We start from the raw sequence: 22,547 nt of genomic DNA, 5'->3' as shown, positions 1-22,547 counted from the left end.
GGGCGTGGATACATTCCGACGGGCAGCCGCCGTCTTCAGCGCTCCGTTCTCATGTATGGGCTGCTCTCGGAAACATGCTTCAGCGCCGGATCGTCGGCGAGAATGCGCATCGCCTGCGTCGTCTCCGGGCTTGGATGGGGTGGGGTGTCGCGCAGGCTCCATACGGCCAGCCCAACGACGAGCATTCCCGCGCTGATCGCTATCATGTCTTTGGTCATTTGCCGGGCCTCCAAACTGGCTGCCAAGCGGCCGAGACGCGGGCCTCATTATTTCGGCTTGGAAGCCGGTTGGCCCTGCGGCCTGACGCTCATCTTGCTCTCAGGCATCTTGTTCCGGCCCGAGGCCGGAAGTTCCGCTACCGCCTCCTCCCTTACGGCAAAACAAATTCTTACGGCAAAACAAATTTCGGCGATCCGCGATGGTTCCCAAGAGATGCGTGCACGCCTGCGTCAGTAGCTTGACGATCCGGGGCGGCCACCGGCCAGGCCCCGGATCGAGCATCTTCTCAGAGCTGCATGTTCATCGGCTCCGGATAATACCTGAAGCCGTCGCCGTTCTTGGCGACATGGCCGAAGCCCGGCCAGGCGAAGTGATAGGACATGACCGGGATCTTCTGGGCGGCCAGCATGTCCAGCATCTTCACCCGCGAGTTCGCTGCCTGCTTCGGGTCGCTATCGTAGGAGAATTCCATCCGCGGCTTCTCCAGCAGGAGCACCGCGTGATGCGAGAGGTCGCCGAGGAAGCAGAAGGATTTGCCCTTCGAGCTCACCATGAAGATGGTATGGCCGACGGTGTGACCAGGGGCCGATAGCGCGGTGACGCCGGGCAGGAATTCCTGATTGTCCTTGATGAACACGATGCGGTCGCGCACCGGCATCAGGTTCTTGCGGGCGTGGAGGATGAAATCCTTCAGCGGACTGCCGAGCTTGCCTTCATCGGTCCAGAAATCGAAATCGCTCTGGGCAATGTAGACCTGCGCGTTCGGGAACAGCGGCTTGTCGTCGGCGCCGACGAGACCGCCGATGTGGTCGATATGGGCGTGCGAGCACACCACGGCGTCGATGTCGCTGGCCTTGATGCCGGCTGCCGCGAGATTCTTCTGCTGCTGGCCGGTGGTCGGCCCGAACGCCTTCGAGGTGCCCATGCCGGTGTCGAACAGGATCAGCTTGTCGCCGGTGTTCACGACCGGTGAGTTCTGTTCCAGCACGACGTTATCGGGGTTGAGGAAGTTGTCGGAGAGCATCTTCTTCACTTCTTCCTTCGGCACCCCGGTGAAGGTGCCGGAGGGATCGCCGAGCGGCAGCGGGCCGTCGGAAACAACGGTGACCTCGGCGTCGCCGAGCTCGAAGCGGTGCCAGTAGGGGGTCTGCGTGGCGAGCTTGGGCGCCTTGGCCAGCGCGCTGCCGCCGAGCATGGTTGAAGCGCCAACACCCATTCCGAGTCCTGCGCCGAGCGCAAGCAAAGACCTTCGCGAAAGATTCGTCGTCATGCGTCTTCCTCCCACTGATTTTATTGAATTGCAGTATTTGCCCGGACGGATTCATCCGTCGCTACACGCTGCGCCTGCTTCTCGAAATTGGCAAGTGGGAGGAGACGGCACAACAGGGATGTGAAAACGCGGGTGGTGCAACGCGGCTTGTTTTGAGAGGCGCTTGTTCTCGATGGTATCCCAGATTCTCGCGGTGCCGTCAGGTCCGCCGAGTCGCGTCGTCCGCTGAATGCTCGACGAGATGCGCCCGCGAGGGTGCAGGGTCAAACCGATCGGCGAAATATTGGGTCTCGTTCGCCACCAGTCCGTCGCTGAACTCCATGATGCTCACCGCATAAGATGGTATGCCGTCATAGGTGAGCACGAATTCAGTGACCCAGAGATCGCCGCTGCCGATAATTCGCCGGACCGCAAACCGCTTCTTGTTTGGCTGGACGAATCGGCTCTCTTGAATGTTGTGCCGGCCGCGAATCCGCTCGCCAGATTGCGGATAATGAAGCACGGCATCCTCGCGGTAGATTTCATGTTCGACCTTGAAATCGCCCGCGTCCGAAGCATTCCAATGCCGCTCCAGCGCCGCCCGCATTGTTCGGTCATCCATGGCTACCAATCGTCTTCGTAGATCCACTCTCTCGGGTATCGGGGCCGATATCTCGCTTGCGGCGGCGACCGCTCCGGCTTGCGGAAAGTCGGCGCCCGCGGCGCCGGAGGCGGTGACGCTCTGGGCGGGCTCTGCTCGGAAACCTTCGCGAGCGCGCGTTTCATCTCTTCCTGGCTCGCCTTCAGCTCGCCAATGGCTTTTGAATTGTCACTGGTGATTTGTTGCTGGTTCGCCTTGAGCTGTTCGATGTTTCGCTCAAGCTTCGCGAGATCACGCACGATCGTTTGCAGCAATTGTGTCTGGTCGGGAGGCGCCGCGGCGGCTGGCGGTGAGGCGTCTTGCGGCGGTGCGGCCTGCGCCAGGATTGGTGCTTGCGGAGGTGCTGCCTGTGGCGGTGCTGCTTGCGGCGAAGATGCTTGTGATGGTGCTGCCGCTTCCGCCGCGGCCACCTGAACAGTGGATGGGGCGGGCTGCGCGGGCGATGGCGGATTTTCCGGCGGCGATGAGGGAGATGACGCAAGCTGCGGCGCCGAACCGGCGGCAACCGGCTTGTCCCCTCCGCCGTAGGACGCCTGCCAAACCAGGGCAGCGACAACGATGCACGCCGCGACGGGCAAGGCGACGAGGGTCCGAAACGCCGGTCTTTTTTCCGGTGACGGCGCCGGTGGCGATTGCGGGGCGGATTGGGCCGAAGGCGACTGCGGAGCTGGTCCGGCCGAGGGTGGATGCGCGTCATCGCGCTCCATTCTTGCAAGCTGCTCGGTCAGACGCGTGAGCTGTTCATCGGCGCGCTTGATCTGTTCGTGAGCCTGCGCGAGCCGCTCATCGGCGCCTGCGGCCTTGTCGGGCTCAGTTTCTTTTGGAGGTGGCGTGGAGTTCATTGGCGTTTCCTTTTCCGTCCAATGTCTTCCGCAGGTGGCCGGTCGACCAGGTGCCGGCGCTCCGTGCAGTCTTGTCCAAAGAATGGCCGTATGATGATAGAATACTGGATCACATGGCGATAGGCGTCCTGGAATTCCGCGGGCCACTGCCGACGGCGCAGCAGAGCGGCGCCAAGACTCTTTCCGTCGGTTCCATTCAGCCGGCAGCACGCAATTCATCTGGCCCAGGTTCCGGACGGACCAGCTCGCGTAACGACGCGGCGAAATTGGCCGGTCGACAGGGCGCGAGTTGAAAATTATTTCCCGGCGCGCTTCGCCTCGATGGTGTCCCAGATCTTCGCCGCGACATCCGGGCCGTTGAGCCGCTGGATCGCGCGGATGCCGGTGGGACAGGTGACGTTGATCTCGGTAAGGTTGCCATCGATCACGTCGATGCCGACAAACAGCAATCCGCGCTCACGCAGCGCGGGGCCAAGCGTTGCGCAAATTTCGCGCTCGCGCTCCGAGAGGTCGGTGGCTTGCGCGGCGCCGCCGCGGACCATGTTGGATCGGAGGTCGTCGGGGGCGGGCACGCGGTTGACGGCGCCGGCGAATTCGCCGTCGACCAGGATGATGCGCTTGTCGCCATGCTTGACCTCGGGGAGGAAGCGCTGGATCACCCAGGGCTCGCGGAAAGTGACCGAGAACATGTCGAACAGAGAGCCGAAGTTCATGTCCTGCGGCATCACGCGAAACACCGCCGCGCCGCCATGGCCGTGCAGCGGCTTCATGACGACCGCGCCATGCTCTTCGCGGAACGAATTGATTTCGTCGAGGTCGCGCGAGATCAGCGTCGGTGGCATCAATTGAGGAAAGTTCAGCACGAACATCTTTTCCGGCGCGTTGCGCACGCTGGCGGGATCGTTCACGACCAGCGTCCTGGGATGGATTCGTTCCAGCAAATGCGTCGAGGTGATGTAGGCGATGTCGAACGGCGGCTCCTGCCGCAACAGGATGACGTCGAAGGCGTTCAGCGGCTGACGCTTGGGCTCATCGAGCGTGAAATGATTGCCGGCCTCGTCGCGCACGGTCACCCCCTGCACCGGAGCCACCAACTCCTCGCCGCGCAGCGACAGCTGATCCGGCGTGAAATAGAAAAGTCCATGGCCGCGTTTTTGCGCTTCCAGCATCAGGGCAAAGGTCGAATCGCCGCGGATGTTGATACGCGCGATGGGGTCCATCTGGACGGCGACATTCAGTTTCATAGGGAAGGTCCGGGTCTCTGGAGGGAAATCTTAAACGCTGGCGTCGAATGCCGCTAACAGATGGCGCGGCAGACGGCGCGGCGCAATCAGGACGGCGTCAAATCGTAGCTCGAATTCGGCATGCTCGGGATGCGCCATCAGCCAGGCTTGCGCGGCATTTACGATGCGCCCCTGCTGGCGGGGGGTGACCGCATAGGCGGCGTCATCGAGGGTGGCGCGGGCCTTGACCTCGATGAAGGCGACAAGATTGCGCTTCTTCGCCACCAGGTCGATTTCGCCATAGGGGGTGCGGAAGCGCTTGGCGAGGATGCGGTAGCCCTTGGCCATCAGATAGGCCGCGGCGCGGCCTTCGGCTGAAAGCCCGGTGCGAAAGGCGGCGACCCGCTCGGGCGCGGCAAGCCTGGCGGTCGCGTCGGGCGGAATGCCGTCAGTCTTCGCCATCGTCGCCCCTGACTTCTTTTGCGAGCTCCAGCGCGCGGGCATAGACCTCGCGGCGCGGCCGCCCCGAAAGCTCGACCGCATGCGCGACGCTGTCCTTGACGCTTTCGCGCGCCAGGGAGGCGCGCAGGAGATCGTCGAGGTCGTGCTGGGTCATGACATCGGCGTCCTTGCGCGGCGGACCGACGATGAGCACGAACTCGCCGCGGGTTTCCAGCCTGTCGGCAGCTTTCGCCAATTCCGATATCGGCGCGCGCGTGATCTCCTCGTGCAGTTTGGTGAGTTCGCGGCAGATCGCGGCGTCGCGGCCGGCCATGATTTCCGCGAGGTCGGCGAGCGTCTCCTGCACGCGGTTGCCGGATTCAAACATCACGAGCGTGGCGTCGATCCGCGAAAGCTCCGTGAGCCGGGTCCGCCGCGAGACCTGCTTGGCCGGCAAAAATCCTTCGAAGAAAAACCGGTCGGTGGGGAGCGCCGCGACCGACAGCGCTGTCAGCACCGAGGATGCGCCGGGCACGGCGATCACGGCGTGGCCGGCGGCCGAGACCTCGCGCACCAGCTTGAAGCCGGGATCCGAAATCAGGGGCGTGCCGGCATCCGATACCAGCGCGATGGACGCGCCCTGCGCCAGCCGCTCCAGGATCTTCGGCCGCGCCATCGCCGCGTTGTGCTCGTGATACGGCTTGAGCTCTGCCGAAATCGCATAGCGCTCGATCAGGCGACGGGTGATGCGGGTGTCCTCGCAGGCGATGATGTCGACGCCGGCCAGGGTCTCGAGCGCGCGCAAGGTAATGTCGCCGAGATTGCCGATCGGGGTTGCCACGAGATAGAGGCCGGTAACCGGCTTCGGCGCATTCAGGATGTGGCCGCCGATCAAAAATGTTCTGTTGACCGAACCCGGTTCGGTGTCTGGGCCGTAGTTGGAACTGGGTCTTGCGCGCATAATGGCAATTCTAGAGCGCCCGCGAGCCCGGCGCCACATCATGGTGGGGCCGGGGCAAGTCGATGTTTTCGGCAACGGCCATGCGCCGCGCGGGGTGTAATCCTTTTGTTTTAGTTAACTATTCGCAGACAATATGCTGAATCTACCTTCGCGTTTTGGGGTGGAGGTCCTGACCGACGGCGGTCGGTCAAGAGAAGAGACAAGATGGTAGGCCCTCTCATTCGCAAGCCTGGATCCCCGGATATTCGTCCGTTTGGACCGACCCGGCGGACCGCACTCGGTTTGATTCTCGGCGCGCCGCTGCTCGGCTCCTGCGCCGGCAATAGTCCGATTTCCAACCCGTTCGGCCCGTCCGCGCCCGAGGGACCCCCAGGCCCGCAGCAACAGCCGGTCGCGATCGGCGCCGGCCAGGTCAAGGTCGGTCTGATCCTGCCGCTGTCGGCCGCCGGCAATGCCGGCGTCGCCGCGCAATCGATGAAGAACGCGGCCGAAATGGCGCTGGCGGAATTCCAGAATCCGAACATCCAGCTCCTGATCAAGGATGACGGCGGCGTCCCGCAAAGTGCCCAGCAGGTCACCCAGCAGGCGCTCGGCGAGGGTGCGGAAATCATTCTCGGCCCGCTATTCGCCGCCTCGGTGCCTGCGACCGCGCAGCTGACGCGCGCGAAGGGCGTTCCGGTGATCGCGTTCTCGACCGATTCGAGCGTCGCCGGGCGCGGCGTTTATCTCTTGAGCTTCCTGCCCGAATCCGACGTCAACCGGATCGTCGACTATTCCGCCAGCATCGGGAAGAAATCCTTCGCGGCGCTGCTGCCGGACAATGCCTATGGCAATGTGGTGGAAGCAGCCTTCAAGCAGGCGGTCGGCCGCAAGGGGCGCATCGTCGCCTTCGAGAAATACGCCGCCGATCGTGCCGGGGCGGCGCGCACCGTGGCGCAGTCGCTGGGCTCGGCGGACGCGCTGTTCATCGCCGACGATGGCGAATCCGTCGTGGCGTCGGCGGATGCCTTGACCGCAGCGGGCGCGAATCTGCGCAACATCCAGTTGCTCGGCACCGGGCTCTGGGACAATCCGCGGGTCTATACCAGCGCGCCACTGCAGGGCGGGCTCTATGCCGCGCCCGATCCGTCGGGCTTCCGCGCCTTCTCCGGCCGCTACCGCGCCAAATACGGCAGCGATCCCGTGCGCACCGCAACGCTCGCCTATGACGCGGTAGCGCTGGTCGCCGCACTGTCGAAGCAGGGCGGTCAACGCTTCGCGCCGGAGACGCTGACCAACCCGTCCGGCTTTGCCGGTACCGACGGGCTGTTTCGCTTCCGCTCCGACGGTACCAACGAGCGTGGCCTTGCGGTGATGAAGGTCGCCAGCGGCGGCAGCACGCCGGTCGCCGGTTCGCCGAAGAGCTTTGGGGCGTAATTTTTAACCGGTTTTCGTCGCCTTCGCGAATTCGGCTTCGTAGCGCCGCCGGTTGCTCCAGTAGATATTGGCGAACAGCGCCGCCTCCTGACGATAGGGGATGTGATCATCGGCATCCTGCGCCTCGATCCATGCGGCATGTTCGGCAATTGCGTAGCCCGGGTGAAGCGAAGCGTAACCCGGGAAGGTCTCGCAAGCGGGGAGCTCTGTCCCCGGATTGCGCGGCGCTTCATCCGGGCTACGCGTTCTCGCTACGCCGCGAGGTCCGCCACGACGGCGTCGAGTACCGGAAACCCGTCCTTCGTCACCCGCAGCCTGCCATCGGCGTCGACGGAGATCGCGCCTTCCTCGCGCAAGATGGCGATGCGGCCCGGATCGAGCGCGCGGCCGGACAAGGCCGCATAGCGTTTGGGATCGATGCCTTCGGCGAGGCGCAATCCCATCAGCAGATATTCGTCGGCGCGTTCTTCGCTGTTCAGGTCATCGTCGGTGACGACGCCGTGCCCCTTGGCCTCGACGCGCATCAGCCAGGCCTCCGGCCGCTTCTCGGTCGCGGTCGCGTGCCTGACGCCGTCGATGTCGAGGCGGCCATGCGCGCCCGGCCCGATGCCGGCATATTCGTCGCCGCGCCAGTAGACCAGATTGTGCTGGCACTCCGCGCCTTCGCGGGCGTGATTGGAAATCTCGTAGGCCGGCAGTCCATGCGAAGCGCAGACGTCCTGCGTGACGTCGTAGAGCACGCGCGCCAGTGTCTCGTCCGGCGTCTTCAGTTTGCCCGCGGCATGCAGGCCGAAGAACGGCGTGCCTTCCTCGATCGTGAGCTGGTAGAGCGAGAGATGCTCGGCGGCTTCCGAAATCGCGAGCTTCAGTTCATCCGTCCACATCTGCGGCGTCTGGTCGGGGCGGGCGTAGATCAGGTCGAACGAGTAGCGGTCGAACGCGGTGCGGGCGATCGCGACGGCATCGAGCGCTTCGCGTGCAGTATGGAGCCGTCCCAGCGCTTTCAACGAGGCGTCGTCGAGTGCCTGCACGCCAAGCGAGACGCGGTTGACGCCGGCGGCGCGGTAGCCACGAAACCGTGTCGCCTCGACACTGGTGGGATTGGCCTCGAGTGTGACCTCGACATTGCCGGCGACGCGCCAGTGCTTGCCGATCGCATCGAGAATCGCGCCGACGGTCTGCGGCTGCATCAGCGACGGCGTTCCGCCACCGAGAAAGATCGAGGTGACGGTTTTGTCTGGCGCACGCTCCGCCGTGGTCCCGATCTCGCGGGCAAAGGCACGCGCGAAACGCTGCTCGTCGATCGGCGCGTGGCGGACATGGCTGTTGAAATCGCAATAGGGGCATTTCGACAGGCAGAACGGCCAGTGCACGTAGACGCCGAAGGCCCCTTTGAGGCGTGGTCGCTCGCGACTAGCCAAGGCAGATCTCCGCCAGTTTGACGAAGGCACGCGCCCGGTGCGACAGGCCGAGGCCGAGCGGGGGTAGGCCGTGCTTTTCGATCGAGGTCATCTCGCCAAAGGTCCTGGCATGCCCGTCGGGCAGGAAGGCCGGATCATAGCCGAAACCGGCGGTTCCGCGCGGCGGCCAAGCCAGAGTTCCATCGACCCGTGCCTCGACCTCCTCGACATGGCCGTCGGGCCAGGCGACGCACAATGCGGAGACGAAGTGGGCCTTGCGCTTGTCCGGCGTGGTCGCGCCGCGCTCCTGCAGCAGGCGCTCGATCCGGGTCATCGCCGCCATGAAATCCTTGCCCTCGCCGGCCCAGCGCGCCGAGTAGATCCCGGGCGCGCCATCGAGGGCATCGACCACCAGGCCGGAATCATCGGCAAAGGCGGGCAATTGCGCGGCGTTTGCCGCCGCGATCGCCTTGATCGCGGCATTGGCGCGGAACGTCTTGCCGGTTTCCTCGGGCTCGCCGAGGCCAAGCTCGCCCGCGGAGACCGCCTCGACGCCATGCGGCGCCAGCAATTCCCGCATCTCGGCGAGCTTGCCGGGATTGTGGGTCGCGATCACGAGCCGGCCGGTGATTCGACGGTGCATATGCAATCAGACTACGCGACGGCCAGCTTCTGCAAGTCCACCAGGCGCGCGACACCCTTGCGCGCCAGTTCCATCAGCGCCAGGAACTCGTCCTGCGAGAACGGCGTCTTTTCGGCGGTGCCCTGCACCTCGATGATGCGGCCATCGCCGGTCATGACGAAATTGGCGTCAGTCTCGGCCTCGGAATCCTCGGCATAATCGAGATCGAGCACCGGCGTGCCCTGATAGATGCCGCAGGAGATCGCGGCGACATTGTCGCGCAAAACGTTCGTTTTCAGCATGTTGCGGCTCTTCATCCAGCCGATGCAGTCGGCCAGCGCCACCCAGGCGCCGGTGATCGAGGCGGTGCGGGTGCCGCCATCGGCCTGGATCACGTCGCAGTCCACCGTGATCTGACGCTCGCCGAGCGCTTCGAGGTCGACGGCCGCGCGCAGCGAGCGGCCGATCAGCCGCTGGATTTCCACCGTGCGGCCGCCCTGCTTGCCGGCGGCGGCCTCGCGGCGGGTTCGCTCAAGGGTAGCGCGCGGCAGCATGCCGTATTCGGCCGTGACCCAGCCGCGGCCCTGACCCTTCAGCCAGGGCGGCAGCCGTTCTTCCAGCGTCGCGGTGACCAGCACATGGGTGTCGCCGAATTTAACCATGCAGGAACCTTCGGCATATTTGACCACGCCGCGTTCCAGCGACACGGGGCGCAACTGATCGGGCGCACGGCGGCTTGGCCGCATGGGAAATCCTTTCGAAATCGAGGCTAAAATTCGGTTGCGGTGCTTGTAGGAGGGGGAACGGGCAGCGGCAAGGGCTTTTGCCTGCAATTTCATGACGTTTTGACGCGCATTCTTCATGCGAATGACGGCCATTCTGCCTGAAAACGCCATGAATAAAGCGCGCTTGTCATCGGGGCCCCGGATGGACAAATTAGGGGTGCTGGGAGGAAGAGTTAGTGGCCCACCACGATCCGATTGGACTGATCGCGCCGCATGCCGGGCTGGCTCAGCTCAACGAGCGGTCGCGCGACATTTTTCGTCAAATCGTCGAAAGTTATCTCGCCACCGGCGAACCGGTCGGCTCGCGCAACATTTCTCGCCTGATCGCGGTGCCGCTGTCGCCAGCTTCGGTCCGCAACGTGATGTCGGACCTCGAAGCGCTCGGCCTGATCTACGCGCCGCATACGTCGGCAGGCCGGCTGCCGACCGAACTCGGCCTGCGCTTCTTCGTCGATGCCTTGATGCAGGTCGGCGACCTCACCGGCCCGGAACGCGAATCGATCCAGAACCAGCTTGCTTCCGTCGGTCGCGCGCAATCGGTCGAGGCTGCCCTCGGCGAGGCGCTGACGCGGCTGTCCGGCCTGACGCGCGCGGCTGCCGTGGTGCTGACGGCGAAATCCAATTCGCGGCTGAAGCACATTGAATTCGTGCGGCTGGAGCCGGAGCGTGCGCTGGTCGTGCTGGTCGGCGAAGACGGCCAGGTCGAAAACCGCGTGCTGGCGCTGCCGCCCGGCGTTCCTTCCTCGGCGTTGACCGAAGCGAGCAACTTCCTCAATGCGCGGATTCGCGGCCGCACGCTGGCCGAAGCGCGCCTTGAGCTGGAAAACGCCATGACGCAGAGCCGCGTCGAGCTCGATCAACTGACGCAGAAGGTGATCGAGGCGGGCCTTGCCAGCTGGTCCGGCGGCGAGCACGAGGAGCGCCAACTGATCGTGCGCGGCCACGCCAATCTCTTGGAAGATTTGCACGCGCTGGAAGATCTCGAACGCGTCAAGTCGCTGTTCGACGATCTCGAGACCAAGCGCGGCGTCATCGACCTGTTGGGCCGCGCCGAGCGCGCCGAGGGCGTTAGAATCTTCATCGGATCGGAGAACAAGCTGTTTTCGCTGTCCGGTTCCTCCACCATCATCGCACCGTATGGCGATGCGTCCGGCCGCATCGTCGGCGTTCTCGGCGTGATCGGGCCGACCCGGCTCAATTATGCACGGGTGATTCCGACGGTGGATTATGCCGCCCGGATCGTCAGCCGGATGCTGGGCGGCTGATCAGCCATGAATCGACCCTAATCCGGGCTGGTCGCGCTTGATTTTCGGCCGCTAAAGCACGATATCGCGGGCAGCAAATCCCCATTGAGCCAGACGCGTTTTTTGAGAAGGCAGCCTTATGACCGATCCCAAGCGGCCGAATGACAACACGGCAAACCCGGCAGAGACGGGCGAGCCCGTGGTCTCAAAGCCCTACATCATGCCCGACGATCCCGAGGAAGGATCGATGGAGCTGTTGGTCAAGGAGGCGACCGAAGCGCGCGACAAGATGCTGCGCACGCTGGCGGAGATGGAAAACCTGCGGAAGCGCACCGCCAAGGAGGTCGCTGACGCGCGTGCCTATGGCATCACCGGCTTCGCCCGCGACATTCTCGAAATCGCCGACAATCTGCAGCGCGCGCTCGATGCGATCCCGGCAGATGTGAAAGAGACCGCCGATCCCGGCATCAAGGCCTTCATCGAAGGCGTCGAGCTGACCGAGCGCTCGCTGCTCAACACGCTGGAGAAGAACGGCGTCAAGAAGTTCGACCCGTCCGGCGAGAAGTTCGATCCGAATTTCCAGCAGGCAATGTACGAAGTGCCCGATCCGTCGGTGCCATCGGGCACGGTGGTCCAGGTCGTGCAGGCCGGCTTCATGATCGGCGAACGCATCCTGCGCCCGGCGCTGGTCGGCGTCTCCAAGGGCGGGGCCAAGGCCGCGCCGGCGAACAATGAGCCGAACAGCGCGGCTTAGATCCTCATGGTGAGGAGGCGCACATGCGCCGTCTCGAACCATGCGGCCCGACTGGGGCCTTCATCCTTCGAGACGCAGCTAGCGCGGCGCCTCAGGATGGGGGTCTGACAGAGTCGTCCGCTTTACGCCTTACACTGCGATTTCGTCCGACTTGATACGCTTGACGCCGGCCTTGGTCATGTCGGCCCATGCCTTGGCGAGCGAGCCCTGGAGGTCGATGCCGCGGCAGGCGTCCTCGATCACATAGGTTTCGAAGCCGGCCTTGCGCGCATCGAGCGCGCTCCATGCCACGCAGTAGTCGGTGGCGAGGCCGGCGAGGAACACCCGTTTCACCTTGCGCGCCTTCAGATAGGCCGCGAGCCCCGTCGAGGTCTTGCCGTCGGCCTCGGTGAAGGCCGAATAGCTGTCGACGTTCTTGTTGAAGCCCTTGCGGATCACGAGCCCGGCGTGCGGGATCGCGAGATCCTTCGACAGCGACGCGCCCTCGGTGCCCTGCACGCAATGATCCGGCCACAGCACCTGCTTGCCGTAGGGAAGATCGACCGTCTCGAACGGCTTCTTGCCGGAATGCGATGTCGCGAAGGAGACGTGGTCCGCGGTGTGCCAGTCCTGCGTCATCACCACATTGGCAAAGCCCTTGGCGATGCGGTTGATGATGGGCACGACCTGATCGCCGTCCTTGACCGCGAGGCTGCCGCCGGGAAGGAAACAGTTTTGCACGTCGATGACGATGAGCGCCGAAGCGTTATCCGGCTTGATCGGTGCGGCCATGATTGCTCCTGGTGCGAGGGCAGCGACCGATGTCGCGCCGATACCTGTCAGAACCAGCCTGCGAGAAAGCATAGCGCGTCTCCCCTGTTTGCGAACCCTACAGGGGAAAAGGCTAGTTCCATGTGTGTACGAACGAAAGCTCGAAATTGCGGCGTGGGCCGCAAATTTCGCGATCAGCCCCGCGGATGAATGCCGTCGCGCACGGCGCGGAAGCGGGGAAAGGCCTTGGTCCAGTCGTCGCGCGGCGAGGAGCCGATGATGCGCATCGAGGTCTGGGAGCCGAACCGCAGCCATTGCACGATGGTGACAGGCGTATTGTCCTTGCCGCTGACGGCGTCGATCCGCGTCTCGTAGCCGGGCTGGCCATCGATGCGGACCGGCTCGGACATCGTGATCCGCCCGTCGCGCACGCCGGGAATGGTGGTCGCGATCTGCTGGGCAAAGCGGCCGCGATCGTCGGGCGAGGCCGCCGTCGAGCCGATCAGGCCGATGATCATGAAGGGCGCGATCTCAAAGCCCTTCTTTTCATCGCTGTCGGAGAGAATGAGGGCGGCGCCCGGCGCCAGCGTGCGGATGTTCTTGAAGCTCGAGAGCTCGCTCATCTTGAACGGCATCAGGCCGAGCTGCTCCTCGACCGGCACTTCGTTGCGAATCGTGGCGGACGCGAACATCTGGCGGATGGCATCGTCGGTATAGATCTTCGAGGCGTTCTCCGGCACCTGAACGGCGACATAGCCGGAGAAGGTCGGGCCTGGCAGGATCATCGAATAGCGGCGCACATTGGTTGCGCCATCCTTGCCGTTTTCGACCGTGTAGTAACCAAGTCCTGCTGATGTCTCGATGCTCTCCGGCTTGATGCCGCCGGCGCCGCCCGGGTTGGCCTTGAAGGCATTGGCGACCTCGCCATAGGCCTCGGCCGGCAGGTCCGCGACCAGAACCTTGACGCCCTGGTCCTCGGTCTCGAATCCGATGAACGCCCTCGCCTTGTTGAGGCCGACCAGCGGCGTCATGCCGACCCTGGCACCCGGCGGGAAGACCGGGTCGGCGGCAAACGCGGAAGAGAAGACAAAGGAATTGGCGGCAACGATCAGGGCAACCGCAGCAAAGTATCGAAGGGGCGTCATGGAGGATCTACCGGGTTTGCATGGAGGCCGTTCAGCGGCCGGACGATGCAGCGCGTGGAATCTCGAATGGAATCTTTCGGGCCTTGGGGGAACGACGGGGTCGTTCCATTCGGCCCGCTTTTAGCGGTTTTGACGTCCCTGCAACAGGGCAGGGTGGGCGTCCGTTCCCCCGTTACGTTCCGATATATCGGCTTTTTTGCGCGTTTCTGCCCCGTCTCCGGGCTGTTTTTGAGGCGCCTCCAGCGGCCAAATACCGCTCCCCCTCGGAGCGCGGCGGCGGGCCAATGCGCAACGCCTCCGTGGCGCGGGCAATGAGCGGCCTTGCCGACTTCTTAACGCGGCTCCAGGTGCCGGCCCAGGCCCGCCCGGGCTGACACATTCTTTCAAACATCAGGCTTTTCAGGCCTTAAGCTTGCGTTCGGTCCTTGCAGGCATAACCCACCCTCCTATATGAGGCTCACCGTCGCAATATCGCGAGTATTTGAACGTTGGGGGTTCGGTTAGGTGCGCCGTCCAGGGCCCAGCCAACCTGCCGCAAAAAGAAGGATATGAGGACCATGGGAAAGGTCATTGGGATCGATCTCGGCACCACGAATTCGTGCGTCGCCGTAATGGACGGCAAGACTGCCAAAGTCATCGAGAACGCCGAAGGCATGCGCACGACGCCGTCGATCGTTGCCGTGACCGATGATGGCGAGCGTCTCGTCGGCCAGCCCGCCAAGCGCCAGGCGGTGACCAATCCCGAGCGTACGTTCTTCGCAGTGAAGCGCCTGATCGGCCGCCGCTACGACGACCCGATGGTCGAGAAGGACAAGAAGCTCGTTCCCTACAAGATCGTCAAGGCATCGAACGGCGACGCCTGGGTCGAAGCCGACGGCAAGACCTATTCGCCCTCGCAGGTCTCGGCCTTCATCCTGCAGAAGATGAAGGAGACCGCGGAAGCCCATCTCGGCCAGAAGGTCGAGCAGGCCGTCATCACGGTACCCGCCTACTTCAACGACGCGCAGCGCCAGGCCACCAAGGACGCCGGCAAGATCGCCGGTCTCGAAGTGCTGCGCATCATCAACGAGCCGACGGCGGCAGCGCTCGCCTACGGTCTCGACAAATCGAAATCCGGCACCATCGCGGTCTACGACCTCGGCGGCGGCACCTTCGACGTCTCGATTCTCGAAATCGGCGACGGCGTGTTCGAGGTGAAGTCGACCAACGGCGATACCTTCCTCGGCGGTGAAGATTTCGACATGCGCCTCGTCAGCTATCTCGCCGACGAGTTCCAGAAGGAGCAGGGCATCAACCTGCGCAACGACAAGCTCGCCCTGCAGCGCCTGAAGGAGGCCGCTGAAAAGGCCAAGATCGAGCTGTCCTCGACCGCGCAGACCGAAATCAACCTGCCGTTCATCACGGCGGACCAGACCGGCCCGAAGCATCTGACGATGAAGCTGACGCGCGCCAAGTTCGAGGCGCTGGTCGACGATCTCGTCCAGAAGACCATCGAGCCGTGCCGCAAAGCGCTGAAGGACGCTGGCCTGACCGCCGCCGAAGTCGGCGAAGTGGTGCTGGTCGGCGGCATGACGCGCATGCCCAAAGTGCAGGAAGTCGTGAAGCAGCTGTTCGGCAAGGAGCCGCACAAGGGCGTCAACCCGGACGAAGTCGTCGCCATCGGCGCGGCGATCCAGGCCGGCGTGCTGCAGGGCGACGTCAAGGACGTGCTGCTGCTCGACGTGACCCCGCTTTCGCTCGGCATCGAGACGCTGGGCGGCGTGTTCACCCGCATCATCGACCGCAACACCACGATCCCGACCAAGAAGAGCCAGGTGTTCTCGACCGCCGAGGATAACCAGAACGCCGTCACCATCCGCGTCTTCCAGGGTGAGCGCGAAATGGCGGCCGACAACAAGGTGCTCGGCCAGTTCGACCTGATGGGCATTCCGCCGGCGCCGCGCGGCATGCCGCAGATCGAGGTCACCTTCGACATCGACGCCAACGGCATCGTCAACGTCTCGGCCAAGGACAAGGCGACCGGCAAGGAGCAGCAGATCCGGATCCAGGCATCCGGCGGCCTGTCGGAATCCGACATCCAGAAGATGGTCAAGGACGCCGAGGCCAATGCGGCCGAAGACAAGAAGCGACGCGAGGCGGTCGACGCCAAGAACCATGCCGACGCGCTGGTGCATTCCACCGAGAAGGCGCTGGCCGAGCACGGTTCGAAGGTCGAAGAGTCCGAGCGCCGCGCCATCGAGGACGCCGTCAGCGACCTGAAGGAAGCGCTGAAGGGCGAGGATGCCGAGGCCATCAAGGCCAAGACCAACACGCTGGCGCAGGCTTCGATGAAGCTCGGCGAGGCCATGTACAAGCAGCAGGCCGAGGCGGACGCCAAGCGGGATGCTGCCAAGGATGACGTGGTCGACGCGGAGTTCACCGAGGTCGACGACGACAAGAACAACAAGAAGTCAGCTTAAAGCGGGCTTTCGATCATGACCCTCATCCAACAGAGCGCGCGGCTTGCGTTCGATGGGTGGGGGTCATTTTTCTTTAAGCCGATGGCGGCATCCTCGATTGAGGGTGTTTTCGGTACGAAGACGAAATTCGGGCGGGTTTGACTAATGTCCACCAAGCGCTGCTATTACGAAACCCTGGAAGTCGAACGAAGCGCGGACGATTCCAAGCTCAAGGCGGCCTTCCGCAAGCTCGCGATGAAATGGCATCCGGACAAGAATCCGGGCGACGCCTCCAGCGAAGTGAAGTTCAAGGAAATCAACGAAGCCTACGAAGTCCTGAAGGACGGCGAGAAGCGCGCCGCCTATGACCGCTATGGCCATGCCGCGTTTGAGCAGGGCATGGGCGGCGGCGGCCCCGGCTTCGGCGCGGGCTTTGCCTCGTCATTCTCCGATATTTTCGAAGACCTGTTCGGCATGGCCGGGCAGCGTGGCCGCGGTGGCGGCCGCGAGCGCGGCGCCGACCTGCGCTACAACATGGAAATCACGCTCGAGGAAGCCTTTCAGGGCAAGACCGCGCAGATCGAGATTCCGGTTTCCGTCACCTGCGAGCCCTGTTCGGGCACCGGCGCCAAGGCCGGCACCAAGCCGAAGACCTGCTCGACCTGCGGCGGCGCCGGCCGCGTCCGCCAGGCCCAGGGCTTCTTCACGCTCGAGCGGACCTGTCCCGGCTGTCAGGGCCGCGGCCAGATGATCGAGGACGCCTGCCCGAACTGCTCGGGCTCGGGACGGGTGACGCGCGACCGCACGCTGTCGGTCAACATTCCGCAAGGCGTCGAGGACGGCACGCGTATCCGCTTGGCCGGTGAGGGCGAGGCCGGCGTTCGCGGCGGGCCGCCCGGCGATCTCTATATCTTCCTGTCGCTGGCGACCCACGAATTCTTTCAGCGCGACGGCGCCGATCTGCATTGCCGGGTTCCAATCTCGATGGTGTCAGCCGCGCTCGGCGGCGAGTTCGAGGTCCCGACCATCGACAAGGGCAAGACCAAGGTGAAAGTGCCGGCTGGAACACAGTCAGGCCGCCGTTTCCGCATTGCATCAAAAGGCATGCCGGTGCTGCGCTCGCGCCAGACCGGCGACATGTATGTCCAGGTGATGGTCGAAACGCCGCAGAATCTGACCAAGAAGCAGCAGGAACTGCTTGCCGAGTTCGAAAAACTGTCGTCGGGGGCCACCCAGCCGGAAGCGGCGGGCTTCTTCACCAAGGTCAAGGACTTCTTCGGCAACCGCGCGGGCTCGTAGCCGCACGCGCGGAGATAGCCGGACAGCGCGGCGTCGCGCAGTCATGATTCATTCAGCTTGCACAGTGTCTTATCGCGGGATCGCGGGCACTTTGGCGTGGCTGACGCATTACCGTTTGGCTTGACCATATCCCCGTCGACCTATACGTGTTTATGACTGTTTTCTGACATCCCGCTCGTCAGCGGGGTCCCGCCTGGTAGCGACATGCCTTTGCAATCGTCCGTGCGTGCGTTGAAGAAGCCTCGTCTCGATGATGAGGTTCGCTTCCTTCGTTCATGGATTGAAAAGCCGCTGCACATGGGCGCGGTGATGCCGTCGAGCAAGTTGCTCGCCCGGACCATGGCGGAATATGTCGACGTCGAAGCGCAAGGACCGGTCGTCGAACTTGGGCCCGGGACCGGCGCAATCACCAACGCGCTGATCGAACACGGCGTCGATCAAAAGCGTCTCGTGCTGGTCGAGTATAATCCGGGCTTCTGCGCGCTGCTGCGCGACCGCTATCCGCAGGCCAAGGTGGTGCAGGGCGACGCCTATGCGCTACGCTCCTCGCTGAAGGACGTCCTGGACGCGCCGGCTTCCGCCGTGGTCTCTGGCCTGCCGCTTGTGACAAAACCGATGCTGACGCGCCTGAAGCTGATCCGCGACGCCTTCGTCGCGCTTGCCCCCGGGGCGCCCTTCGTGCAGTTCACCTATTCGGTCGCGCCGCCGATCCCGAAATCGCTGCCGGGCGTGTCCACAGAAGCCTCCGAGCGGATCTGGATGAACCTTCCGCCCGCCCGGGTCTGGGTGTATCGCAAGGGCTGATGCCACGTATTCGCGTGGCGGATCTGCCCCGAATACGAATTCAAATATGTCCGCGCTGAAAATCCTCGTGATCCCGGGATCGCTACGGTCAGGCTCGCTGAATGCGAAGCTGGCCGCCGTTGCGGCCCATGCGCTGGCGCAGCAAGGCGCCGAAGTCACCCGCATCTCGCTGTCCGATTTTCCGCTGCCGATCTATGACGGCGACCTGCAGGCGAAGTCCGGCGTGCCGAAGCACGCGGTCAATCTGAAGCGCATGATGGGAGCCCATCACGGCGTGCTGATCGTGACGCCGGAATATAATTCCTCGGTGCCGGCGCTGGTGAAAAACACCATCGACTGGGTGAGCCGGGTGCAGGATGCACACGAGACTCGCGGGCAGGTGTTTCGCGACCGGGTGTTTGCGATTGCTTCCGCCTCCGGCAACCGGCTCGGCGGCGCCCGCGCGCTGGCCGCGCTCCGGCTGATCCTGTCGGCCTGCCATGCCCAGGTGATCCCGAACCAGTTCGCGCTTGCCTTCGCCGATGATGCCTATGACGAGATGGACCGCCTGAAGAATGCCGCCGACAGCGACGGGCTGAAAGCCATGGTGCGGCAGTTGATCGACATTTCCCAACGCATGATGTGAGGTGACATGCAGCCAGCCGATATCGCGCCTAAGGACCGCCTGATCGTCGCACTCGATTTGCCTGGGGTGACTGAGGCAGAAGCGATGATCGCGCGACTCGGCGACAGCGTGAGTTTTTACAAGATCGGCTACCAGCTCGCTTATGCCGGCGGATTGCCGCTGGTGCAGCAACTGGCGAAGTCGGGCAAGAAGGTATTCGTCGATCTCAAGCTGCACGACATCGGCAACACGGTGGCGCGCGGCGTCGAGAGCGTCGCCAAACTCGGCGCGACCTTTCTCACGGTGCATGCCTATCCGCAGACCATGAAGGCCGCGGTCGAGGCCCGCTCCGGATCGGGCTTGAAGATTCTCGCCGTCACCGTGCTGACCTCCTATGACGACGGCGATCTGCATGCCGCGGGCTATCGCCTCAACGTCTCGGACCTGGTGGAAGCGCGCGCGCAGCAGGCGCAGGTGCTCGGCGTCGACGGCCTCGTCAGTTCGCCGGAAGAGGCGGCGGCGTTGCGCAAGATCGTCGGCCACCAGATGAACCTGGTGACGCCGGGCATTCGCCCGGCGGGTACTGCGACCGGTGACCAGAAGCGTATCATGACGCCGGCGCGGGCGATTGCCGCCGGCGCGGACTATCTGGTGGTCGGACGCCCGATCACGGAAGCCGCCGATCCCAGGGCGGCGGCGGATGCCGTCCAGGCGGAAATCAGGCAGGCGCTGGGTTAGCGAAACCAACGAGACAAGAAACGGGAGAAGTGAAATGGCCAAAGGTTACTGGATCGGTCGCGTCGACGTGAACAATGACGAGGGCTACAAGCCCTATGCGGCGGCCAACCCCGCTATCTTCAAGAAATTCGGCGGCCGCTATGTCGTGCGCGGCGGCCAATTCACTGCCGTCGAGGGCCAGAGCCGCTCGCGCAACGTGGTGATCGAGTTCGACAGCTACGAGCAGGCGCTGGCCTGCTACCATTCGCCGGAGTACCAGGCCAACATCAAGCTGCGGCAGCCGCACTCGATCGCGGAGCTGATCGTCATCGAGGGCTATGACGGCCCGCAGCCGTGACGGCTGATGGAACCCTGATTGGTTGCCGTAATAGCCCGCCCCGGCTATACCCCCAGCAGAGGTAAAAGCCATGGCCAATATGCGATTGATCGTTGCGGGGGCCGGCGGCCGGATGGGCCGCGCGCTGGTGCGCGTCATTTCCGAGACGCCGGGTGCGGTTCTGACCGGTGCGCTGGAAGCGCCGGGATCGGAACTTCTGGGCAAGGATGCCGGCGTGCTGGCCGGGCTGCCGGAAAACGGCGTCAAACTTTCGGCCGACCTGTGGGCGCTGTCGGCCAACGCCGACGCGATTGTCGATTTCACCATTCCGGGCGCCACCATCGCCAATGTCGCCATCGCCGCCCAACGCGGCCTGGTCCATGTCATCGGCACGACCGGGCTGTCGGCGTCAGACATGGCTGTCATCAAGAGCGTCACCTCGCGTGCCGTCGTCGTGCAGTCCGGTAATATGAGCCTCGGCGTCAATCTGCTTGCAGCCCTGGTCAAGCGCGTCGCGCAGTCGCTGGACGAAAGTTTCGACATCGAAATCGTCGAGATGCACCACAAGGCCAAGATCGACGCGCCGTCGGGCACGGCCTTCCTGCTCGGCGAAGCCGCCGCCGCCGGCCGCGGCGTCGACCTGCATGCCCGCTCCGCGCGCGGCCGCGACGGCGAGACCGGCGCGCGACGGCCTGGCGACATTGGCTTTGCCTCGCTGCGCGGCGGCACTGTCACCGGCGATCACAGCGTGATCTTCGCAGGCGCCATGGAGCGGATCGAACTGACCCATCGCGCCGAGGATCGCACCATGTTCGCGATGGGTGCCGTCAAGGCCGCACTGTGGGCGCGGGGCAAGGCACCCGGCTTCTACACGATGACCGACGTGCTCGGCCTGACCGACTTCTAGATCGAAAACGCCATCGCCTAGTCTCGTTTCTGCGGGCGCAGCAATGACACGCCGGTCATGTCTGTCGGCTTCGGCAATTGCATCAAGTCGAGCAACGTCGGGGCAATGTCTGCCAATCGGCCGTCCGCCAATGACACGTCGCCGCCGCCCTGGAGCAACAGCGGCACCGGCCCCGTTGTGTGCGAGGTATGCGGTCCGCCAGTTGCGGGGTCACGCATCATCTCGCAGTTGCCGTGGTCGGCAGTAACCAGCAGCGCGCCACCAGCTCTTTGAATCGCATCTGCGATTTTCCCGAGCCCGGTATCGACGGTTTCGACCGCTTTGATCGCGGCCGGCAGGCTTCCCGTGTGGCCCACCATGTCGGGATTGGCATAGTTCAGGACGATCAAGTCGTACTTGCCCGAGTCGATTGCCTCCACGACTTTTGCCGTCAACTCCGGCGCCGACATTTCCGGTTGCAGGTCGTAGGTTGCGACCTTGGGCGAGGGCACCATGATGCGGTCTTCGCCGGGAAAGGGCTCCTCTCGTCCACCGTTGAGAAAATAGGTGACATGGGGATATTTTTCCGTTTCGGCGAGGCGCAATTGGGTGCGGTTCGCGGCAGACGTGACTTCCCCCAAGATGTTCGGAAACGTCTCCGCCGGAAATATCGTGTGCATCAGCTTGTCCAGAACGTCGCTGTATTGCGTCATCCCGACCGCGGCGGCGAAATGAACCTTGCGCCCGCGCGGGAAAGCAGCAAACGACGGATCAAGCATCGCGCCAAGAATCTCGCGGACGCGATCGGCGCGGAAGTTGAAGCACAGCACACCGTCGCCGTCCCGGATGCCGCCGTAATTGCCGATCACCGACGGTTCGACGAACTCGTCAGTGAGATTCTTTGCATACGCCTCAGATATCGCCGATCGCGCGTCGGGGAATCGCGGAGCTTCGGCTTCGACGATAGCGTTATAGGCCCTGGCTACGCGATCCCAGCGCTTGTCGCGGTCCATCGCGTAGTATCGTCCAATCACGGTGGCAACCGGGACCGACGGCGGAAGCGCAGCTTCCAGCCGCATCAAACTATCGATCGCCGATTTCGGCGGCGTATCGCGGCCATCCGTGAGGACGTGCACGACCGATGGCACGCCGTTGTCGGTGAGGATGCCGGCCAGCGCCGCGGCGTGGTCCTCATGCGAATGTACCCCGCCGGGAGAGACCAGGCCGACGAGATGGCAAGTGCCGCTGCTCTGCTTCAGCGCCTGGATCAGGGAGCGGAGCGCTTCGGTGGATTTGATACTGCCGGACGCGATCGCGTCATTGATCCGCGGCAGGTCCTGCATCACGATGCGGCCTGCGCCGATGTTGAAATGTCCAACTTCGGAATTGCCCATCTGACCATCGGGCAGTCCGACATCGCGTCCCGACGTCTTCAGGAGTGCGTGCGGGCTCGTGGCCCAGAGACGATCGAAATTCGGTGTGTGAGCCTGCCGAACGGCATTGTCGGCCGGGTCTTCGCGCCAGCCCCAGCCATCCAATATGGCCAGCATCACCGGACGACGTTCTTGCATGGGCTCACCTTCCACTGTTGAGACAGGGGTTGTGAGCGATCAATTTGCGATCGTCAATCGTCACTGTTGGGCACGCCGGGAGAGGGGCAACTGCGTCGGCTCGCTGGAAATTACCATCCAGAGGCAACGACTTAGGCTACCCGCTCGTTCCCCGGGGAAGTGCCGCCTGCGCGCGGGAG

23 protein-coding genes are annotated in these 22,547 nt (G+C 64.0%); 10 read left to right on the top strand and 13 right to left on the bottom strand.

The features are described from left to right. Positions 1-35 precede the first annotated feature (35 nt). The 7 genes from CQ14_RS34545 to rsmI form a co-directional block, all read right to left on the bottom strand. Complete coding sequence (locus tag CQ14_RS34545) at positions 36-218, bottom strand: hypothetical protein (protein WP_057840963.1); 183 nt, start codon at positions 216-218, stop codon at positions 36-38. A gap of 287 nt (positions 219-505) precedes the next feature. Beyond that, positions 506-1,489, bottom strand: coding sequence for an MBL fold metallo-hydrolase (locus tag CQ14_RS34540; protein WP_057862220.1), 984 nt, complete (start codon positions 1,487-1,489; stop codon positions 506-508). A 199-nt stretch (positions 1,490-1,688) separates the two neighbouring features. After that, a complete protein-coding gene (locus CQ14_RS34535; RefSeq protein WP_057862219.1) occupies positions 1,689-2,090 on the bottom strand; it encodes a nuclear transport factor 2 family protein in 402 nt (133 codons plus the stop codon). Positions 2,091-2,092: 2 nt separating this feature from the next. Beyond that, positions 2,093-3,190, bottom strand: a complete 1,098-nt coding sequence (locus CQ14_RS34530; protein ID WP_156435764.1) for a hypothetical protein — start codon at positions 3,188-3,190, stop codon at positions 2,093-2,095. A 77-nt stretch (positions 3,191-3,267) separates the two neighbouring features. Beyond that, a complete protein-coding gene (gene gshB, locus CQ14_RS34525) occupies positions 3,268-4,215 on the bottom strand; it encodes a glutathione synthase (RefSeq protein WP_057862217.1) in 948 nt (315 codons plus the stop codon). Between the two features lie 30 nt (positions 4,216-4,245). Further along, positions 4,246-4,656 (bottom strand): YraN family protein, encoded by a 411-nt coding sequence (locus CQ14_RS34520; RefSeq protein ID WP_057862216.1) that lies wholly within the window; start codon positions 4,654-4,656, stop codon positions 4,246-4,248. Further along, a complete protein-coding gene (gene rsmI, locus CQ14_RS34515; RefSeq protein ID WP_057862215.1) occupies positions 4,643-5,596 on the bottom strand; it encodes a 16S rRNA (cytidine(1402)-2'-O)-methyltransferase in 954 nt (317 codons plus the stop codon). The genes CQ14_RS34520 and rsmI overlap by 14 nt, the downstream gene beginning before the upstream one ends. Before the next feature lie 204 nt (positions 5,597-5,800). Here rsmI and CQ14_RS34510 point away from each other — a divergent pair, with 204 nt between their 5' ends. Continuing rightward, on the top strand, positions 5,801-7,012 hold the full coding sequence (locus CQ14_RS34510) for a penicillin-binding protein activator (RefSeq protein WP_057862214.1): 1,212 nt from the start codon (positions 5,801-5,803) through the stop codon (positions 7,010-7,012). Positions 7,013-7,263: 251 nt separating this feature from the next. Here the strand turns inward: CQ14_RS34510 and hemW are convergent, their stop codons facing one another. The 3 genes from hemW to rph are packed head-to-tail and all read right to left on the bottom strand — an operon-like array spanning position 7,264 to position 9,780. Next, positions 7,264-8,433, bottom strand: coding sequence for a radical SAM family heme chaperone HemW (gene hemW, locus CQ14_RS34505; RefSeq protein WP_057862213.1), 1,170 nt, complete (start codon positions 8,431-8,433; stop codon positions 7,264-7,266). After that, positions 8,426-9,055 (bottom strand): RdgB/HAM1 family non-canonical purine NTP pyrophosphatase, encoded by a 630-nt coding sequence (gene rdgB / locus CQ14_RS34500; protein WP_057862212.1) that lies wholly within the window; start codon positions 9,053-9,055, stop codon positions 8,426-8,428. Before rdgB ends, hemW begins: the two co-directional genes overlap by 8 nt. Before the next feature lie 11 nt (positions 9,056-9,066). After that, a complete protein-coding gene (gene rph, locus CQ14_RS34495) occupies positions 9,067-9,780 on the bottom strand; it encodes a ribonuclease PH (protein ID WP_057862345.1) in 714 nt (237 codons plus the stop codon). Positions 9,781-9,995: 215 nt separating this feature from the next. Here rph and hrcA point away from each other — a divergent pair, with 215 nt between their 5' ends. Both hrcA and grpE read left to right on the top strand, forming a co-directional pair. Beyond that, complete coding sequence (gene hrcA / locus CQ14_RS34490; protein ID WP_057862211.1) at positions 9,996-11,084, top strand: heat-inducible transcriptional repressor HrcA; 1,089 nt, start codon at positions 9,996-9,998, stop codon at positions 11,082-11,084. Positions 11,085-11,202: 118 nt separating this feature from the next. Further along, complete coding sequence (gene grpE, locus CQ14_RS34485) at positions 11,203-11,817, top strand: nucleotide exchange factor GrpE (RefSeq protein ID WP_057862210.1); 615 nt, start codon at positions 11,203-11,205, stop codon at positions 11,815-11,817. Positions 11,818-11,946: 129 nt separating this feature from the next. On the opposite strand, the gene pncA is transcribed toward grpE, so the two are convergent. Continuing rightward, positions 11,947-12,660, bottom strand: a complete 714-nt coding sequence (pncA, locus tag CQ14_RS34480; RefSeq protein WP_057862209.1) for a bifunctional nicotinamidase/pyrazinamidase — start codon at positions 12,658-12,660, stop codon at positions 11,947-11,949. Positions 12,661-12,761: 101 nt separating this feature from the next. Continuing rightward, positions 12,762-13,712, bottom strand: a complete 951-nt coding sequence (locus tag CQ14_RS34475) for a hypothetical protein (RefSeq protein ID WP_082650157.1) — start codon at positions 13,710-13,712, stop codon at positions 12,762-12,764. Between the two features lie 557 nt (positions 13,713-14,269). Between CQ14_RS34475 and dnaK the strand changes: the two genes are divergently transcribed. The 7 genes from dnaK (at position 14,270) to dapB (ending at position 20,818) form a co-directional block, all read left to right on the top strand. After that, positions 14,270-16,171, top strand: a complete 1,902-nt coding sequence (gene dnaK / locus CQ14_RS34470) for a molecular chaperone DnaK (protein WP_057862208.1) — start codon at positions 14,270-14,272, stop codon at positions 16,169-16,171. 144 nt (positions 16,172-16,315) lie between these two features. Then, the gene (gene dnaJ / locus CQ14_RS34465) at positions 16,316-17,449 is read left to right on the top strand and encodes a molecular chaperone DnaJ (RefSeq protein ID WP_057862207.1); all 1,134 of its coding nucleotides are present in this window, start codon (positions 16,316-16,318) and stop codon (positions 17,447-17,449) included. Positions 17,450-17,653: 204 nt separating this feature from the next. Next, a complete protein-coding gene (locus CQ14_RS34460; protein WP_057862206.1) occupies positions 17,654-18,253 on the top strand; it encodes a class I SAM-dependent methyltransferase in 600 nt (199 codons plus the stop codon). A gap of 46 nt (positions 18,254-18,299) precedes the next feature. Continuing rightward, entirely contained in the window at positions 18,300-18,878 is a 579-nt protein-coding gene (locus CQ14_RS34455; RefSeq protein ID WP_057862205.1) for an NADPH-dependent FMN reductase, read from the top strand. 6 nt (positions 18,879-18,884) lie between these two features. Continuing rightward, positions 18,885-19,595: an orotidine-5'-phosphate decarboxylase gene (gene pyrF / locus CQ14_RS34450; RefSeq protein WP_057862204.1), complete on the top strand. Its 711-nt coding sequence runs from the start codon at positions 18,885-18,887 to the stop codon at positions 19,593-19,595. Between the two features lie 34 nt (positions 19,596-19,629). After that, positions 19,630-19,932 carry a DUF1330 domain-containing protein gene (locus CQ14_RS34445; protein WP_057862203.1) on the top strand — a complete coding sequence of 101 codons (303 nt, stop codon included), beginning with the start codon at positions 19,630-19,632 and terminating at the stop codon, positions 19,930-19,932. 70 nt (positions 19,933-20,002) lie between these two features. After that, entirely contained in the window at positions 20,003-20,818 is an 816-nt protein-coding gene (gene dapB, locus CQ14_RS34440) for a 4-hydroxy-tetrahydrodipicolinate reductase (protein WP_057862202.1), read from the top strand. A gap of 17 nt (positions 20,819-20,835) precedes the next feature. Here the strand turns inward: dapB and gpmI are convergent, their stop codons facing one another. After that, positions 20,836-22,368, bottom strand: a complete 1,533-nt coding sequence (gene gpmI, locus CQ14_RS34435; RefSeq protein WP_057862201.1) for a 2,3-bisphosphoglycerate-independent phosphoglycerate mutase — start codon at positions 22,366-22,368, stop codon at positions 20,836-20,838. Positions 22,369-22,547 lie beyond the last annotated feature (179 nt).

Origin of the sequence: Bradyrhizobium lablabi (assembly GCF_001440475.1) — a bacterium.
GTDB lineage: Bacteria > Pseudomonadota > Alphaproteobacteria > Rhizobiales > Xanthobacteraceae > Bradyrhizobium > Bradyrhizobium lablabi.
The sequence above is the reverse complement of the archived record's forward strand: the minus strand, read 5'-3'. Positions and strand labels throughout refer to the sequence as shown.

Excerpts from the sequence above, each read along its gene's own strand:
- CQ14_RS34545 (WP_057840963.1), bottom strand. The coding sequence starts at position 218 with ATGACCAAAGACATGATAGCGATCAGCGCGGGAATGCTCGTCGTTGGG.
- CQ14_RS34540 (WP_057862220.1), bottom strand. The coding sequence starts at position 1,489 with ATGACGACGAATCTTTCGCGAAGGTCTTTGCTTGCGCTCGGCGCAGGA.
- CQ14_RS34535 (WP_057862219.1), bottom strand. The coding sequence starts at position 2,090 with ATGGATGACCGAACAATGCGGGCGGCGCTGGAGCGGCATTGGAATGCT.
- CQ14_RS34530 (WP_156435764.1), bottom strand. The coding sequence starts at position 3,190 with ATGAATTGCGTGCTGCCGGCTGAATGGAACCGACGGAAAGAGTCTTGG.
- gshB (WP_057862217.1), bottom strand. The coding sequence starts at position 4,215 with ATGAAACTGAATGTCGCCGTCCAGATGGACCCCATCGCGCGTATCAAC.
- CQ14_RS34520 (WP_057862216.1), bottom strand. The coding sequence starts at position 4,656 with ATGGCGAAGACTGACGGCATTCCGCCCGACGCGACCGCCAGGCTTGCC.
- rsmI (WP_057862215.1), bottom strand. The coding sequence starts at position 5,596 with ATGCGCGCAAGACCCAGTTCCAACTACGGCCCAGACACCGAACCGGGT.
- CQ14_RS34510 (WP_057862214.1), top strand. The coding sequence starts at position 5,801 with ATGGTAGGCCCTCTCATTCGCAAGCCTGGATCCCCGGATATTCGTCCG.
- rdgB (WP_057862212.1), bottom strand. The coding sequence starts at position 9,055 with ATGCACCGTCGAATCACCGGCCGGCTCGTGATCGCGACCCACAATCCC.
- rph (WP_057862345.1), bottom strand. The coding sequence starts at position 9,780 with ATGCGGCCAAGCCGCCGTGCGCCCGATCAGTTGCGCCCCGTGTCGCTG.
- grpE (WP_057862210.1), top strand. The coding sequence starts at position 11,203 with ATGACCGATCCCAAGCGGCCGAATGACAACACGGCAAACCCGGCAGAG.
- pncA (WP_057862209.1), bottom strand. The coding sequence starts at position 12,660 with ATGCTTTCTCGCAGGCTGGTTCTGACAGGTATCGGCGCGACATCGGTC.
- CQ14_RS34475 (WP_082650157.1), bottom strand. The coding sequence starts at position 13,712 with ATGACGCCCCTTCGATACTTTGCTGCGGTTGCCCTGATCGTTGCCGCC.
- dnaK (WP_057862208.1), top strand. The coding sequence starts at position 14,270 with ATGGGAAAGGTCATTGGGATCGATCTCGGCACCACGAATTCGTGCGTC.
- dnaJ (WP_057862207.1), top strand. The coding sequence starts at position 16,316 with ATGTCCACCAAGCGCTGCTATTACGAAACCCTGGAAGTCGAACGAAGC.
- CQ14_RS34460 (WP_057862206.1), top strand. The coding sequence starts at position 17,654 with ATGCCTTTGCAATCGTCCGTGCGTGCGTTGAAGAAGCCTCGTCTCGAT.
- CQ14_RS34455 (WP_057862205.1), top strand. The coding sequence starts at position 18,300 with ATGTCCGCGCTGAAAATCCTCGTGATCCCGGGATCGCTACGGTCAGGC.
- pyrF (WP_057862204.1), top strand. The coding sequence starts at position 18,885 with ATGCAGCCAGCCGATATCGCGCCTAAGGACCGCCTGATCGTCGCACTC.
- CQ14_RS34445 (WP_057862203.1), top strand. The coding sequence starts at position 19,630 with ATGGCCAAAGGTTACTGGATCGGTCGCGTCGACGTGAACAATGACGAG.
- dapB (WP_057862202.1), top strand. The coding sequence starts at position 20,003 with ATGGCCAATATGCGATTGATCGTTGCGGGGGCCGGCGGCCGGATGGGC.
- gpmI (WP_057862201.1), bottom strand. The coding sequence starts at position 22,368 with ATGCAAGAACGTCGTCCGGTGATGCTGGCCATATTGGATGGCTGGGGC.